16 protein-coding genes are annotated in these 14241 nt (G+C 71.3%); 12 read left to right on the top strand and 4 right to left on the bottom strand.

Annotated features, from left to right (window positions below; all coding sequences use genetic code 11):
• Window positions 1-4 precede the first annotated feature (4 nt).
• From ACZ6S5_RS10015 to ACZ6S5_RS09980, 8 genes are all read left to right on the top strand, one after another.
• Window positions 5-1357, top strand: a complete 1353-nt coding sequence (locus ACZ6S5_RS10015) for a putative antirestriction adenine methyltransferase (protein ID WP_465999629.1) — start codon at window positions 5-7, stop codon at window positions 1355-1357.
• Window positions 1354-1812: a hypothetical protein gene (locus tag ACZ6S5_RS10010; protein WP_465999628.1), complete on the top strand. Its 459-nt coding sequence runs from the start codon at window positions 1354-1356 to the stop codon at window positions 1810-1812. The genes ACZ6S5_RS10015 and ACZ6S5_RS10010 overlap by 4 nt, the downstream gene beginning before the upstream one ends.
• Complete coding sequence (locus ACZ6S5_RS10005; protein ID WP_465999627.1) at window positions 1809-2750, top strand: hypothetical protein; 942 nt, start codon at window positions 1809-1811, stop codon at window positions 2748-2750. The genes ACZ6S5_RS10010 and ACZ6S5_RS10005 overlap by 4 nt, the downstream gene beginning before the upstream one ends.
• Before the next feature lie 185 nt (window positions 2751-2935).
• Window positions 2936-3226 (top strand): Acb2/Tad1 domain-containing protein, encoded by a 291-nt coding sequence (locus ACZ6S5_RS10000; protein WP_465999626.1) that lies wholly within the window; start codon window positions 2936-2938, stop codon window positions 3224-3226.
• Window positions 3227-3288: 62 nt separating this feature from the next.
• On the top strand, window positions 3289-3909 hold the full coding sequence (locus ACZ6S5_RS09995; RefSeq protein WP_465999625.1) for a hypothetical protein: 621 nt from the start codon (window positions 3289-3291) through the stop codon (window positions 3907-3909).
• The gene (locus tag ACZ6S5_RS09990) at window positions 3887-4027 is read left to right on the top strand and encodes a hypothetical protein (RefSeq protein WP_465999624.1); all 141 of its coding nucleotides are present in this window, start codon (window positions 3887-3889) and stop codon (window positions 4025-4027) included. The genes ACZ6S5_RS09995 and ACZ6S5_RS09990 overlap by 23 nt, the downstream gene beginning before the upstream one ends.
• Window positions 4021-4404, top strand: coding sequence for a hypothetical protein (locus tag ACZ6S5_RS09985; RefSeq protein WP_465999623.1), 384 nt, complete (start codon window positions 4021-4023; stop codon window positions 4402-4404). The genes ACZ6S5_RS09990 and ACZ6S5_RS09985 overlap by 7 nt, the downstream gene beginning before the upstream one ends.
• Window positions 4405-4406: 2 nt before the next feature.
• Window positions 4407-5804, top strand: coding sequence for a terminase large subunit domain-containing protein (locus tag ACZ6S5_RS09980; protein ID WP_465999622.1), 1398 nt, complete (start codon window positions 4407-4409; stop codon window positions 5802-5804).
• A gap of 20 nt (window positions 5805-5824) precedes the next feature.
• Here the strand turns inward: ACZ6S5_RS09980 and ACZ6S5_RS09975 are convergent, their stop codons facing one another.
• Window positions 5825-7162 carry an AlbA family DNA-binding domain-containing protein gene (locus ACZ6S5_RS09975; protein ID WP_465999621.1) on the bottom strand — a complete coding sequence of 446 codons (1338 nt, stop codon included), beginning with the start codon at window positions 7160-7162 and terminating at the stop codon, window positions 5825-5827.
• 148 nt (window positions 7163-7310) lie between these two features.
• Between ACZ6S5_RS09975 and ACZ6S5_RS09970 the strand changes: the two genes are divergently transcribed.
• Genes ACZ6S5_RS09970 through ACZ6S5_RS09960 form a run of 3 tightly spaced genes read left to right on the top strand, consistent with a single transcriptional unit; the run spans window position 7311 to window position 10481 of the window.
• Window positions 7311-8972 carry a ParB/RepB/Spo0J family partition protein gene (locus ACZ6S5_RS09970; RefSeq protein ID WP_465999620.1) on the top strand — a complete coding sequence of 554 codons (1662 nt, stop codon included), beginning with the start codon at window positions 7311-7313 and terminating at the stop codon, window positions 8970-8972.
• Window positions 8969-9721 (top strand): recombinase family protein, encoded by a 753-nt coding sequence (locus ACZ6S5_RS09965; RefSeq protein WP_465999619.1) that lies wholly within the window; start codon window positions 8969-8971, stop codon window positions 9719-9721. The genes ACZ6S5_RS09970 and ACZ6S5_RS09965 overlap by 4 nt, the downstream gene beginning before the upstream one ends.
• Before the next feature lie 13 nt (window positions 9722-9734).
• Complete coding sequence (locus ACZ6S5_RS09960; RefSeq protein ID WP_465999618.1) at window positions 9735-10481, top strand: VOC family protein; 747 nt, start codon at window positions 9735-9737, stop codon at window positions 10479-10481.
• A 147-nt stretch (window positions 10482-10628) separates the two neighbouring features.
• On the opposite strand, the gene ACZ6S5_RS09955 is transcribed toward ACZ6S5_RS09960, so the two are convergent.
• Together ACZ6S5_RS09955 and ACZ6S5_RS09950 are read right to left on the bottom strand one after the other, a co-directional pair.
• Window positions 10629-11006: a hypothetical protein gene (locus ACZ6S5_RS09955; protein ID WP_465999617.1), complete on the bottom strand. Its 378-nt coding sequence runs from the start codon at window positions 11004-11006 to the stop codon at window positions 10629-10631.
• Window positions 11007-11559: 553 nt separating this feature from the next.
• Window positions 11560-12300: a hypothetical protein gene (locus ACZ6S5_RS09950; protein ID WP_465999616.1), complete on the bottom strand. Its 741-nt coding sequence runs from the start codon at window positions 12298-12300 to the stop codon at window positions 11560-11562.
• Window positions 12301-12969: 669 nt separating this feature from the next.
• Between ACZ6S5_RS09950 and ACZ6S5_RS09945 the strand changes: the two genes are divergently transcribed.
• Window positions 12970-13092: a hypothetical protein gene (locus ACZ6S5_RS09945; protein ID WP_465999615.1), complete on the top strand. Its 123-nt coding sequence runs from the start codon at window positions 12970-12972 to the stop codon at window positions 13090-13092.
• Between the two features lie 56 nt (window positions 13093-13148).
• Here ACZ6S5_RS09945 and ACZ6S5_RS09940 read toward each other — a convergent pair whose 3' ends face one another.
• Window positions 13149-14210: an ATP-dependent DNA ligase gene (locus ACZ6S5_RS09940; protein WP_465999614.1), complete on the bottom strand. Its 1062-nt coding sequence runs from the start codon at window positions 14208-14210 to the stop codon at window positions 13149-13151.
• Window positions 14211-14241 lie beyond the last annotated feature (31 nt).

The raw sequence follows: 14241 nt of genomic DNA, 5'->3' as shown, positions 1-14241 counted from the left end.
GGTGGTGAGCGGCGTGTTCCACGGCAGCATCCCGGCTGACCTGCGCTCGATCATCTACGAGCACGCGGAGTCCTGGCCGGACACCGACCTGTACGTCGGATGCTCGGGGAACTTCACGATCGAGCGGACGCTGCACAGCCGGCCCGGCGAGCGCCGGGCGATCCACGGCAACGACGTCCAGGCGTACTCGAGCGCCCTCGGCTGGTGGCTCGCCGGCCGGGAGCTGGACTACCGGCTGAAGGACGAGCACGCCGAGGAGCTGGCCTGGCTGGAGCCGTACCTCGGCACGTCGACGGACACCCTGGCGACGCTGATGCTCGGCACCCGGTTCCTCCAGTACGTCGGCCAGCAGGGCGTCTACTACGAGCGGATGGTCCGCGCGACCGTCGGGCAGTTCCCGACGATGCACGCGAAGACGGTGGCGAAGCTGTCCGCGCTGACGCTGCGCCTGGCCGACTACTACTGCGGGGACGTGCGGGACTACCTGCGAGACGTCGTGCCGGCCGACGCGCCGGTGGCGATGTTCCCGCCGTTCTACGCCGGCGACTACGAGGCGCAGTTCGCCGGGATCGACGAGTTCTTCGACTGGCCGGCGCCGAGCTACGACCTGCTGGACGAGGACGGGAAGGAGGAGATCATCGGGGCGGTGCTCGACCGGCCCCACTGGATCCTCGGCCTGCACATCGCCCGCGACGAGCTGCGCCCCTGGCTGCGCGGCGTCGTCCAGACCTCCAATCGCGGCATGCCGATCTACGTGTACGCCAGCTCGGGCGCGCGGCGGGTCGTCGCGCCCGCCCAGCAGGTCGCGCCGATCCTGCTGCCGAAGATCGGGCCGGACGAGGACCTCGGCGACCGGATGGCGCTGCACGTGCTGACCGGCGGCCAGTTCTCGGCGGTGCGGTCGCAGTTCATGAGCAAGACGATCCTGCCCGGGTCGCCGCTGCTCGCCTGCGGCGTCAGCGTCGACGGGAAGCTGATCGGCGCGTTCGCGTACCTGCCGCCGAAGTTCGACCCGAGCACCGCGTACCTGATGAGCGACTTCCCGGTGTCCTGGACCCGGTACCGGCGGCTGGCGAAGCTGATCGTGATGGCGGCCGCCAGCCGCGAGGCGCAGCTGCTGTTGCAGCGGTCCCTGTCGAAGCGGCTGACCGGCTGGTCGACCACGGCGTTCACCGACCGGCCGAACAGCGCGAAGTACGGCCGGGGCATCCCCGGCGTGAAGCTGCAGAAGCGCAGCGAGCCGGCCGCCGACGGCATCCACCGCTACCAGCTCCAGTACGGCGGCCCCCTGGGTGACTGGACCCTGCAAGAGGCGCTGGCGGAGTGGAAGCGCCGCCACGGGAAGGACGAGCGATGAGCGACGAGCACCGCGGCGGCGAGCCGCCCGCCGAGCTGCCCGGCTGCCCGAAGACGCTGTGGGACGGGATGACGCCCTACCAGTGCGACGAGGGCGCCGACACGGGCGTGTGCCCGACCCACGGCCGGTTCCGGATGCCGCCGCCGTCGGCGGACCCGGACAAGCCGTGCCAGCACGTCGACATGCACCTGGACGCCGACGTGCAGCGCCTGACCGCCCCCGACGACGACACCACGGTGGTGGCGTACATCGTGGAGCTCTCGATCCGCTGCCTCGGCTGCCAGGAGCGGTTCCGCTGGAAGGGCGTGCCCGCCGGGATGATGCCGAACCGGCCCGCCTGCTCGCCCGACGAGTTCGTGCTGCACGCGCCGATCCGGCCGGCGAGCGCCGACCCGGACTTCGGCCTCGGCATCCCTGGGTTCGCCATCCAGTACCGGGCGGGAGGCGAGCGGTGAGCGACGTCGACGAGCTGGCCGGGCCCGCCGACAGCGGCCCGCTGAACCTGCGCCCCGAACGGGTCGACCCCCGCACCCTGACCCTGCTGGAGGTCAACGCGCGGTACATGCGCAAGGAGGTGTACGACCGCCTGGTGGCGAACGTGCGCCGAGACGGCGCGCTCACCAGCACGCCGCTGGTGTGGAACGACACCGCCGGCGAGCGGATGGTGGTGCTGTCCGGCAACCACCGGATCATGGCCGCGCTGGACGTCGGCCTGGAGCAGGTCGACGTCATCGTGGTCGACCAGCCGCTGACCCGCGCCCGGCAGGTCGCCTTGCAGCTGTCCCACAACGCGATCGAGGGCGAGGACGACCCGGCCACGTTGAAGCACCTGTACGAGGAGCTGGACGACGTGGACTGGCGGGCCTACTCGGGCCTGGACGACAAGCAGCTCGACCTGCTCGCCCAGGTCGACCTGGAGGGCCTGTCCGAGGCGAACCTGGACTTCGCCACGGTGCAGCTGGTGTTCCTGCCGCACGAACTCGAGGCGGCCCGCGCCAGCTTCGACGAGGCCCGCAAGCTCACCCAGGCGGACGCCCGCTGGCTCGCCGGGTACGGCGACTACGAATCCACCCTGGACGCGCTCGCGACGGCCCACGGCGCCCACAACGTCGGCAACGTGGCCACCGCGCTCGGCCTCATCCTGGCGGTGTTCGAGCGGCACCTCGGCGAGCTGCGCGACGGCGTGTGGCTCGACGAGGAGAGCGGCGAGCCGATCGGCCACGCGCACCGCCTGGTGCCGATCGAGACGGTGCTGGAGACGCGCTCGATGCCGGCCGACGCGGCGGCGGTGCTGCACCGCGCCGTGGACAAGCTGGTCCGCTCGGGCGAGGTGCCCGCCGACCAGCGGTGGCGGGCGCTGGAGCTGCTGGCCGCCGACTACCTGGCCGGGTGACCGGCGTGCGCGTGCCGTACGGCCTGACGATCGCCGCCGTGGTGGTGGTCGTCGGCGGCCTGCTGGCCGGCTGCATCGCGCACTGGCCCGGCTGACCCGGCCCCCCTGAGCCCCCCGGCCGGCAGCCCGCCGACCGGAGATGCGGCCGCAGTACCCGACCGCGGCCCGACCCCCTGGAGGAAGAGATGACCGGACCCGCCCAGAGCGGCGAGGACCTGTACGCCGGGCTCGACGAGCGCCAGCGGCACGAGCTGGACCGGCGCTGCGACCACCACCCGCCGGTGAACCTGGAGCAGGCCGAGCAGCACCAGCGGTGGCGCACCGCGGTCAAGGCGCTGATGGCCGAGGCGATGCGCAGCCTGCCGTCCGGCCGGGAGACGTCGATGGTGCTGACCAGCCTGGACGACGCCCTGATGTACGGCAACGCGGCGATCGCCCGGCCGCCTATGAGCGGAGGACGCAGGCCGGGGCACTGAGACGTGGGCGGCCCGGCGCTGCACCCGCCGGGCCGCCCGCCCAGCAGCACGAGGAGGTGACCATGAGCGAGCCGGAGACCCTGGCGTGGGACCGGCAGCGCAACGAGCCCGAGAAGGCGTACGGGTACTTCGCCCTGTACCGCGACCTCGGCCGCACCCGCACCGTCGCGAAGGTCGCCGAGCAGGTCAACAAAAGCCGGGATTACCTCCACAAGCTGGCGACCCGCTGGAAGTGGGTGCAGCGGGCGTCGGCGTGGGACCGGGAAGAGGACCGGCTGTACGCCGAGGGCCTGGCCGAGCAGCGGCGCGACATGGCCCGGCGGCACGCCCGGATCGCCTCGGCGCTGCAGGGGAAGCTCGTCACCCGGTTGCAGAACCTCGACGCGTCGAAGCTGACCCCCGGCGACATCGCCCGCTGGCTGGAGGTGTCGACGCGGGTCGAGCGCCTGGCGCTGGGCCTGCCGGACTCCACGACGGCGCACACCGGGCCGGACGGCGGGCCGATCCGCGCCGAGGTCGAGTCGATGAGCGAGCAGCAGCGCGCCGACTTCTTCCGGGCGCTGATGGCCGAGGCGGCGGCCCGCGCCGGCCAGGGCAACCCGACCGCCGAGCCCGGCGACCGGGGCGGCGAGGACGACGAAGAGGACGAGGAGGCGCCCGATGGTCCGGCGGAGCAAGGCTGACGGGGAGGCGTGGATCGCGGTGGAGATCCGCGCGCCCCGCTGGGCGGTGTGGTGCGTGTCGGTCGGCGCGCTGCTGGCCGGCATGTCCGGGGTGGCGCTGGTGGCGCTGCGATGGTGACCCGCGGCCTGCGGTCGGCGCGGCTGCTGCACGGGCACCGGACGCCGGCCGCCGCCCCCGCGTACCGGCAGGGCGGCCCGGTGGTCGGCCCGCAGACGTGGGAGGCGCTGCGGCCGGCACCGCGGCTGAGCGTGCCGCCGCCGGCCACGCTGAGCCGCGAGCAGAAGCGAGCTCTCGCCCGGCGGGCGTGGGGCTGGCGGGTGCTGCTCGGCGCGTGGCTGCTGCTGATGGCGGCCGCCGCGTGGGCCGGGCTGCGGTGGATCGGCCCCCGCTCGCTCGGCTGCCCGGTGCTGATGACGGCCGTGCTGGCGGGCCTGGCCTACGCCGGCTCGGCGGACGTGCGCGAGCACGAGCGCGAGCTGCGCGGCGAGGGCTGACGATGCTGCTGGCGTACCCGGACCCGGCGCTGATGACCGACGTCGAGCTGGCGGCGTACCTGCGCGAGGTGTCGGAGGTCCAGGGCCTCGTCCGGTACGACTGGCGGCGGCACGCCCGGCCCGAGCAAATGGAGCCGGCGTACTACCGGATCTGGATGCTGCTGGCCGGCCGTGGCTTCGGCAAGACCCGCACCGGGGCGGAGACGGTGCGCGGCTGGGCGGGCACCCGGCCGGGCGGGCACTACGCGGTGATCGCGAAGACGCACCGCGAGGTGTACAACGTCTGCTTCACGGCGCGGCGTGCCGGCCTGCTGGCGGTGATCCCGGCGAAGGAGGTGCGGACGTTCAACAAGAGCGAGCCGTACCTGGAGCTGACCAACGGGGCGATCATCCGCGGGTTCGGCGCGCAGGACCCGGACACGCTGCGCGGCTACGACTTCGACGGCTGCTGGCTCGACGAATACGCGGCCTGGCCGTTGCAGACGGCGCAGGGCGTGTTCGACATGCTGTGGTTCTGCATGCGTGAGGCGCCCGACCCGCGCATGGTCATCAGCACGACCCCGAAGCCGCTGCCGCACGTGAAGAAGCTGCTGGCGCGGGCGAAGAAGCAGCGGGCCCGGTCCCGCCGGCCCCGGGTGGTCATCACCCGTGGGCGGACGCTGGACAACGCGGCGAACCTCAGCGCGGAGGCGCTGGAGGAGCTGCTGGAGCAGTACGGCGGCACCCGGCTGGGCCGGCAGGAGCTGGACGCCGAGCTGCTGTCCGACGTCGACGGCGCGCTGTGGAAGTCGGCGTGGATCGAGGCCGGCCGGGTCGACAAGGAAGACGTGCCGCCGCTGGTGCGCACGGTCGTGAGCGTCGACCCGGCGGACACGGTGTCGGAGACGAGCGACGAGACGGGCATCGTCGCGGTCGGCCGGGGCGAGGACGGCGAGCACTACGTGCTGGCGGACCGGAGCATGAAGATCGCGGGCATGGCGGCGGCCCGCCGGATCTGGCAGTGCTACCTGGACGTCGACGCGGACGTGGTGGTGTACGAGGGCTCGTCGGCGTGGCTGCGGGACATCCTGGTCGACGCCTGGGTGGCCATGCAGAAGGAGGGCCTGGTCGGCGGCGGTGACCCGCCGATCGACGTGGTGCAGGCCCGCCAGTCGAAGCGGGTGCGCGCCGAGCCGGTGGCCGCCCGGTACGAGGTCGACCCGCCGCGCGTGCACCACGTGGGGACGTTCCCGGCGCTGGAGGACCAGCTGACGACGTGGACGCCCGAGTCGGGCGACTCCCCGGACCGGCTGGACGCCCTGGTGCACGGCGTGACGTACCTGCGGTCGAAGGAGTCCCGGCGGGCGGTGGTGGCGTCGCCTCTCAGCCAACGACTCCGACCGAGTGCGGGGCCGAGATGAGGTGGAGATCAGCTGAGCTACTACCTGCGCAGCTCGACGCCGGCCTCCTTGGCCCACTCGGCGATATAGGCCTGCTGGTCCCGATACCAGAAGGTGAGGCGGACGGCTCCGTCCGGCGTGATCGCAGGCACCTCGGGGGCACCGAACGCCTGGAACAGCTCGCTGGCGAGCCGGTACGTCGCCGCGACCAGCGCCGGACCGTCGTCGCAGAGATCGTCGACGTCGGCGACCATGTCAGCGACCGGCGACTCGGTTACGGCGTCGGTGCCGAGTTCCTCGTTTGGGTCCCCAACGCTGGAGACCAACTTGACCGGGACGACCGGGCCGCCCGGGAAGGCGGACATGACCGGCCAAAGGGTGGCTCGGATGGTCGCGAGGCCACCGGCGGCCGCGCGGTCGCGTGCGTGGCGGGCAAGAAACCGCAGTGCCGCGCAGATGCCGACGGTGAGCGACGGGCCGTCCACGAGGTTCGGACGCCCAGTCGGGTGTCCGGACCGCGGACCGACTGCCGTAGCGAAGACGCCACTCCCGTTCTCGTGCAGCTCGCACGCCCCACGCGAGTACGGCTTGTTTGCTTCAGAGGTGGCGGCACCGACCAGGCGGCGATGCCGCACTGTGGACCGCACGAAGCTACGTACCCGCATCCCGAATGCGGCTGGCGGCTGTCCGGCATTGCTCAGCTGAAAGGCGTTCAGAGCGGCGCTGTCGACGGTGAAGCGACCTGGCAGGTCTGGGACCAGGGTGACGACCAGGAACATCTCGTCGGTCGCGAGACGTTGGAGGAGGTCGACTTCGATGCGGGCGGCCTCATCGATGCGGTCCTTGAATCCGGCGAACCGCGCCCGGTATGCCTCGGCCACCTCTGCCTCGGACAGCCAGGCGGTCTCGGTGCCGATCCGCTTCGGGTAGAGCAGCGCCTTGTTCTGGATGTAGGCGTGCGGGGCTGTCGCCGTCCGGGCGACCGAGATGACGAGGAAGCCGGTGCCATCCCGGTCGGGGTCCTCGACCGGGATGATCTCGAAGGTCGGCGGCGGCTGCACGTTGGTGATGACGGTCTGCCGGAGCCGGATGCGCTCGCCGTCGCTGATGTCGACGCCGAAGTCCTTCTTGGCGCGGCCCTGGTTGTCCTCTTCCATGCCGAGGATGAGGAGGCCGCCGTTGGCGTTGGCGAGCGCGCCGACGTCGCCGCACAGCTTCTTCCGCTCCGGGTCGTTTCGGCCGTACGTGTCGCGCTTGAAGTCCAGGTCGGGGCCTTCCGTGGTGTTCGGGATGAGCCCCTTGACCTGGGCGTAGGTCAGGGTTTCGTCGATCGGCCCGCCGAGGAGCTGTTCGAGCCTTCGGTTTCGCAGAGGTGGCATGCGTTCGATCGTGGACCGCCCCGCCGTTCCGAGCAAATCGGCAGGTCAGCGAGGTTCCTGATTGGACGGTAGTGGATCTTGTCCTATACAATGAATATGTACGGCCAAGACCGTACGCGAGTTCACGTGGAGTAGGAAGGACCGAGAGGTGACAGCACCCACGAAGACCCGCCGCCCGAGGGCGGCGGCGAAGGCGGCGGCCAAGACCGCGAACAACGCGCCGTACCTCGCGCAGCTCGACCCGCGGGAGCTGGTCGCGCACCCGACCAACCTGCGCACCCAGCTCGGCGACCTGACCGAGCTACGCGCCTCGATCGCCGCGAGCGGCGTTCTGCAGGCGCTGACCGTCGTCCCCGAGGACGGCGGAATGCGGATCGTCGCCGGGCACCGTCGCGCGGCGGCCGCCGCCGAGGCGATCGAGGCCGGCGAGTGGCCGGACGGCACGCCGACCACCGTGCCGTGCCTGGTGCGGCCCGACATGGAGGGCCTGGCCCCCGCCCAGGTCGTGGCCATGCTGATCGAGAACGACCAGCGCGCCGACCTGACCGAGAGCGAGCGGGCCAACGGGTACGCGCAGCTGGAGCTGTTCGGCCTGGACGTCGCCGAGATCGCGCGGCGCACCGGCCGCAGCCAGAAGCACGTCAAGTCGGCGTTGAAGCTCAAGACGCTCGGCGACGTCGCCGCCGAGGCGGCCGACGCGGGAAAACTGACGCTGGAGGACGTCGCCGCGCTGGAGCAGTTCGAGGACGACCCGAAGGCGATGGAGCGGATCCTCAAGGGCGTCGAGTCCGGCTGGGGTGTGCGCCACCGGGTCCAGGAGGAGAAGCGCAAGCGCGACGACAAGAGCGCCACCGAGCAGCTGACCGAGGAGCTGACGGCGGCCGGCGTCCGGGTGTTGAAGAAGCCGAAGGACTGGCCGTGGAACTGCCAGATGGCGAAGGTCGAGGACCTGGCCGACACCGACGACCAGCCGCTCGACGTCGAGTCGTTGAAGACGGTCGAGGGCTTCGGCGCGATCATCGAGGGCTCGTACGGGAACATGCGGGCCGTCATCGTGTGCGAGGACCCCGAGGCGCACGGGTACAAGCGCACGAAGTGGACGCAGTACAAGAGCCCCGCGCAGAAGGTCGCCGAGGAGCTGAAGAAGCGGGAGGCCGAGGAGCGGCGGCAGAAGCTGCTCGACGCCGGCGAAGTGCGGCGGCGTTTCCTCGTCGAGAAGTGGGGCAGCGCGAAGGCGGCGAAGACGCTGCTGGTCGACGCGATGCGCGCCGCCGTGGTGATGCCCGGCTTCTTCGACCGGTGCGAGGACGAGCTGGTCGTCGCCCTGGCCGGCGGTGACCCGCGCGACGGGCAGACGGCCGGCATCGACCGGCTGAACCGGCTGCTGGTCGCCCGGTTCGTCGCCGCGCACGAGGGCAACACGGCGACCGTGGCGGCCGGGCGGTACTCCAACCGGGAGCACCTGGTGCTGCCGTGGCTGAACCGCCTGGTGGCCGAGGGCTACGAGCTGTCGGACGCCGAGAAGACCTGGCACGGCGAGCTGGTCGAGGAGGAGGAAGAGCGGCGGCTGGCCCAGGAGCAGGAGGACGCCGAGGCCGCGCTGGAGTACGACGAGGCCGAGGGCTACGTGGAGGACACCGAGGGCGTGCGGCCGATCGAGGACGTGCACCTGCCCGAGGGCGACGTCGAGCCCGAGGAGCCGTTGGCCGAGGCCGAGGAGCACGAGGCCGCCGAGGCCGACGCCGAGCCGGACCCGTGCCCGGAGGCCGACCTGGACGCGGCCGAGCCTGACGCGAAGGACAGCGAGTGAGCGTGACCCCAGCGGGTCAGCCGGAGGCGCGTACCGACCTGGTGCGCGCCTCCGGCGCCGGCCCGACCGACAGCATGGAGGAGCTGCCGCGCGGCACCTGCCCGGCCTGCCAGGCGGCGATCGGCGAGGCGCACCGCGACGACTGCGACGTGGCCGAATGCCTGGCCACCGGCCGGAAGCGCATGTGGTGCCGGGCGCAGCCCGACACCGCGGGCCACGACTGCGGCCGCGCGGACTGGACCGGCGGGTGGCCGGCGCACGCGGAGGCCCGCGAGTTCGGCTGGCACGTGCAGTGGGACGTGGAGGCGCGGCGGTTCGTGCGCTGCGCCCCCGACGTGCCCGGCTCTGGGCCGGACCTGTCGCGGCTGTACGAGCACGCGCGGTGGGACCGGGAGGCGCGGCGGTGGGTGCGGCGCCGGGCGGTGCTGTTCTCCCGGGCGGTGCGCGGCGGCCGGGCCACGCTGGAGGAGCTGACGAAGCTGGCGCGGCGGTACTGCGCGGAGCAGGGCTACGAGGTGGTCGGCGAGCACGTCGGCGCTCGCGGCTGGCGGGAGGCCGTCGCCGACGTCGACGAGGGCAAGGCCGACGTGGTGGTGGTGCCGTCGGTGGACCGGCTGGGATTCGGCAAGCAGGTGTTCGAGCGGGTCGACGCGGTGCGGCGGGCGGGCGGCACGGTGGCCGGCCCCGGCGTGCGCGTCGACGAGGGCGGCAAGATCGTCACGGCGTCGACGAGCGTCGAGGAGATATGAGGAGCGTTCCGCGGTGGAGCGAGAGAAGCGGGTCACGCTGGCGTGCCCGCCGACGAACATCAACGAGCTGCTGGAGGGCATGGGGGTGCCGGCGTTCGTGCCGACCGTCGAGCACAGCTTGACGCGGTGCGTCGACTGCTTGACGGACGTGTGGATCGGGCCGAACCAGCGGGCGGCAGCGGGCCGCGCGCCGCAGGCGACGCTGGTGCTGTGCATGGGGTGCGCCATCGTCGAGCAGCACAAGCGCGGCGGCGGGATCGTCGGGCACCTCGGCGGCGGCGACGGCCGACCGCGGCTAGGTGTTCTGTCTCAAACTCCGGCGTATTTGATCTTGTGGCAAGATCGCCGGATGCTGCGACTCACCGATTTCATCATCGACTGCCCGGACCCGATGGAGCTGGCAGCCTTCTATTCAGAGGTGACGGGTCGCCCGGTCAAGGAGGGCAGCCACAGCAACTGGGCCGGTATCCGGTTCGGCGAAATCGAGCTGGCCTTCATCCGGGTGGAGGACTACCGCGCCCCGCAGTGGCCCGACAGCGAGCACCCCAAGCAGTTCCATCTCGACTTCGAAGTCGACGACATCGAGGCCGAACAGAGCCGCGTCCTGGCCCTCGGCGCGACCCTGCAGCAGGACTCCATCGGCCCCGACGGCTACGGCTGGCGCGTCTACACCGACCCCGTCGGCCACCCGTTCTGCCTCTGCCACAACAAGGGTGTCACCTGGACCGACCAGGGCCCCATCTGGCCCAAGAGCGAGTAGCGCTGCCGTCCGCACGAGCTAGTCCGCTGAGCGGACCAGCGGGCGCGGGAAAGTACCCAACGGAACCACACAAACTATGTAACCCGGCCTCGGATTATGTAGTTTCCGGAGCGGGCTAGTCCGCTCAGCGGACCAACCCGGGGTGGGTCACGGAGACGTGGCCCGCCCCTTCCGTGTGTCGCAGTCCGCGCCAACCGGCGGATCCGCCAGGACGTCCGGGCAGCGGCGGCAACGCAGCACGAGGTGCCCGCCGCAGCGGCACGGCCACCAGTCCCGCACCGGCCGGGTCGCCGACCCGCCGACGTAGCTGTGCCCGCTTCTGCAGCGCTGCGGCTCGTCGCCGACCAGCTCTCGCACGCGGCAGTAGGGGAAGGCGACCACGTGTCGGTCGGCGCGGGCCTGCGCGACCAGCTGCCGCAGCTCCGCGGGGGAGTCCACGACGTGCTCGACGACGGTCACGCCGGCGGGCGAGTTGTCGGCCCGGTCCCAGCGGACCGTGATGCGCCAGCGCGTTCGCCACTCCATGCACGCAGGGTAGTCGAACACACGTACTAATATGCTCGAGGCCGGGAAATGCCGGCCGGGCCGAGCGACGTGACTGAGCAGCCAAACCGGGGCGACGGACGAGTGGACCTGTACGGCGGATTCTGGAGACGGGCCGCCCGGTTCGGGCGGCACAGGCGGGTTGCGTGGGGCGCCTAGACTTGATTCGGGACGTGCCCCGCAGGTGGGGGAGGCGTGGGTTCAAATCCCACACGACGTACAGGCGGTGGCCGGGCTGATCCTTGCCCTCACCCTGGTTCGCCTCGTTCATGACCAGAACAAGGTGGCTCCAGGGGAGCAGAAGGAGGAAGCCATGACCAGTCGAAAAAAGTCCCTGAGGTCGAGGTGCCGACAGCTGGTAGCAGCGCTGACCGAGACAGTCTGGGCGTACGGGGTTGGGGTAGCGGCAGCCCGTCCCCTGCCTGTGGGGCACGTCCAAGTTCCAAGCGCCAGGTGGGAGCGCAGCCCGGTCGAGATTGCGGCGGGGAGCGAAGAGGCGGCGTACACACCGAGTTGAAGACGCCGACGCCGGCGATCAGAAGTGGTAGAGAGCGGTAAGCAGCGGTGCGAGCGTGGCCGCGCCAGAGATGTCCCGCTTCGCGATCAGGGAGCGATGGGCAGCGATGAGAGCGGCGCTGAAAGCGTCGTAGCCGAGAGCATCCCAATCGTCGGCGGTCTGGGGTGGGCCGGCGGCTAGGTCAGGATCAGGGTCGTCACCGTAGTTGTACGCGTCGGACACCGCGCGGGACTCGGCATCAAAGAACAGCCAGCCGCAGATCGTCATGTCATGTACCTCATCGGGAAGCCAGTCGGACGGGTAGCACCGGACCGCGTCGAGCTGCCACATTCCCTCCTGGCCGCGCAAGGTGTAGGCCTCGCGGCGCTTGCTGAAGTCGTAGCGCGCGGAGTCAGTGCGAAAGTCGCCGTTGGGCCACCACCGCTGGTAGTACGCGCGTGGCCGGGCGTGGGCGTTGCCAAGCCGCTTGTGCTCGATAGCAATGCCCATCCAGCTGTCGATCTTTTCGGGCTGCCCGGCCGCAACGATCAGATCCGGCCCCTTCGTCGGCGTAGCGACGTAGACGATGGGAAGGCCGTCCAGTAGCGCACGCACGGAACGCCGGAGCCCACCGGCGAGAGCGTTGAAAGCAGCGAGGCCGCCGGCGTTGGCGGTAGCGAGAGCTTGAGCAAGCCGCTGGGTATAGGCCACTTCGCCGACAGGCCCGATTCGGATGTTCCGTGGCTGCTCGTCAAGCCAATCCTGGTGCGCCCTCGGCACCGATACCGACCTCCTTCGGCCCACTGCATCCTCCTCTGGCCCATGCGCGAAAGTAGGGAGCCAGTTTGCTCCTTCATTCGCCTGAGAGGTGGGGCCGCGGAGCGGCGCAGCGAGCAGCCAAAGCCGCGACGCGGGGCGGAGGCTGTTCCAGGATCACTCGCAGCGCTCCGGGATCGCCCAGAGCAACAAGAGAGATGGATCTTGGGTGGGGCAGCGAGGTCATACCGTTTGAGCAGGATAAACACGGTCCGTGGCTGTGGACAACCCGCGTGTCGTCCACAGGGGTGTGCGGCTCCTCGAGGCCTGCTCCATGCTGCCGTAGCACCTACAAGCCGGCAGGGGAGACTAGGCATGGACAACCGGCACGGCAGCCATCTCGATGGAGAGGGCAGGACTGGCGCTGCGCGTGAGTGGATCCGAGATATCAGTGGGCTACTCACCGCTCTGGCGGGCCTGGTCGCAGCTGTGACGACGATGATCGTCACCTTGACAGCTAGCCGGTAGACCGATGCGGGTTCGCCAGCGGCAGCAGTCAGGTCGCGGGACCTCTATGGACGCTGAGAGCCATGGGCCGGAAGCGGCTGTCAGCCGGTTGTCAACGTTGCTCAGGCGTGGAAGCGGGCGATGACGGGGGCGTGGTCGGGAACGGTGGCGGGGACTCGGCTTTCGGTGGATGCGGTGATGGAGCCCCATGCCTTCGACGAGGCTGTCGACGCTGGCGACTCGTATGGGCAGGTCGCGGAAGACGAGGATGTGGTCGATGTGTTCGACGCGTCCTTGATAGATGCGTGAGTACGCCCGCCCGAGAGGCCGGAGCGGGGCGAGATTGTTCACTGCCGCACGACCGTTCACGCACCGGCGGCGGCGTCCCAGAACGGGTCGGCCTCGTCGCCGAGCAGCAGCGGCACGTCGTACACCGACAGGTCCAGCCGCGGACGCAGGAACCACACGCGGTGGCGCCATCGCCGGTGCTCGAAAGCGGTATCCACCTCGATCTCGGCCACCACCGTCGGCTCCACCTGCACGTAGCGCAGCGGCTCGGGTCGGTCCAGCTGTCCGCTCCAGCTCGCCGGCAGCGGCTGCGGCCAGGGGTGCGGGGCCACGATGCCCCGGCGCTGCTGCGGCCGGAGCGGGGACAGCAGCGGCGCGAGCTCCCGGCGTTGGACCATCGCCAACGGGTGCGTCCTCCCCGTGTAGCGCACGTGTCCCCGTCGATCGAACCGACCGAGGAGCAGCGTGCTCGGATTGGCGAGGCTGCCGGTCACCCCGCCGATGATCGCCTCGGTTGCCGCTCGCACCCGGAACTTCTGCCAGCCGCGCCGGCCGGGCTCGTACCGGCCGTCCAGCCGCTTGACGACTACACCCTCGATTCCGGCCGCCGTGTACGTGGTCAGCCACTCCCCGACCTCGTCCATGTCGGTGGTCTGCGGCGTGAGGGTCAGCTGCGCCGGCGCGGCCTCGAGCAGCTCCGCCAGCCGGGCCCGTCGCTCGAACAGCGGCGCGTTGATCACGACATGGCCGCCGGCGTCGGCGAGCAGATCCCACATGACGTAGTGCGCCGGGTGTTCCCGCATCATCATCAGCAGGCCCCGTCCGGCGGTGATCCGGCGCTGCAGCCGGGCGAAGCTGGTCCGCCCCCGCTCCCACACGATCAGCTCCCCGTCGACGATCAGCCCGGGCGGGAAGGTGTGGCGGAGCGCCCGGGTGACGTCCGGGAAGTACGGGGTCAGGTTCTTGCCGGCGCGCGACTGCAGGTAGACGCCGGCCGCGTCGACGAAGGCGAGGGCGCGGAACCCGTCCCACTTGGGTTCGTACGCCAGGCGCGGTCCCTGCGGCACCGCGTCCACCGGCGCTGAGAGCATCGGGGCGACCGGCCGACGCAGCACCGGCTCGGCCCGGCCGAGGCTCACCCCGGCCGGGCCGAGCCACCTACGCAGCGCA

The organism is Micromonospora sp. NPDC051924, from assembly GCF_055586005.1.
This window is presented reverse-complemented; position numbering and strand designations above follow the sequence as displayed.

Excerpts from the sequence above, each read along its gene's own strand:
- ACZ6S5_RS09955 (WP_465999617.1), bottom strand. The coding sequence starts at position 11,006 with ATGGAGTGGCGAACGCGCTGGCGCATCACGGTCCGCTGGGACCGGGCC.
- ACZ6S5_RS09985 (WP_465999623.1), top strand. The coding sequence starts at position 4,021 with ATGGTGACCCGCGGCCTGCGGTCGGCGCGGCTGCTGCACGGGCACCGG.
- ACZ6S5_RS09995 (WP_465999625.1), top strand. The coding sequence starts at position 3,289 with ATGAGCGAGCCGGAGACCCTGGCGTGGGACCGGCAGCGCAACGAGCCC.
- ACZ6S5_RS10010 (WP_465999628.1), top strand. The coding sequence starts at position 1,354 with ATGAGCGACGAGCACCGCGGCGGCGAGCCGCCCGCCGAGCTGCCCGGC.
- ACZ6S5_RS10000 (WP_465999626.1), top strand. The coding sequence starts at position 2,936 with ATGACCGGACCCGCCCAGAGCGGCGAGGACCTGTACGCCGGGCTCGAC.
- ACZ6S5_RS09975 (WP_465999621.1), bottom strand. The coding sequence starts at position 7,162 with ATGCCACCTCTGCGAAACCGAAGGCTCGAACAGCTCCTCGGCGGGCCG.
- ACZ6S5_RS09980 (WP_465999622.1), top strand. The coding sequence starts at position 4,407 with ATGCTGCTGGCGTACCCGGACCCGGCGCTGATGACCGACGTCGAGCTG.
- ACZ6S5_RS09990 (WP_465999624.1), top strand. The coding sequence starts at position 3,887 with ATGGTCCGGCGGAGCAAGGCTGACGGGGAGGCGTGGATCGCGGTGGAG.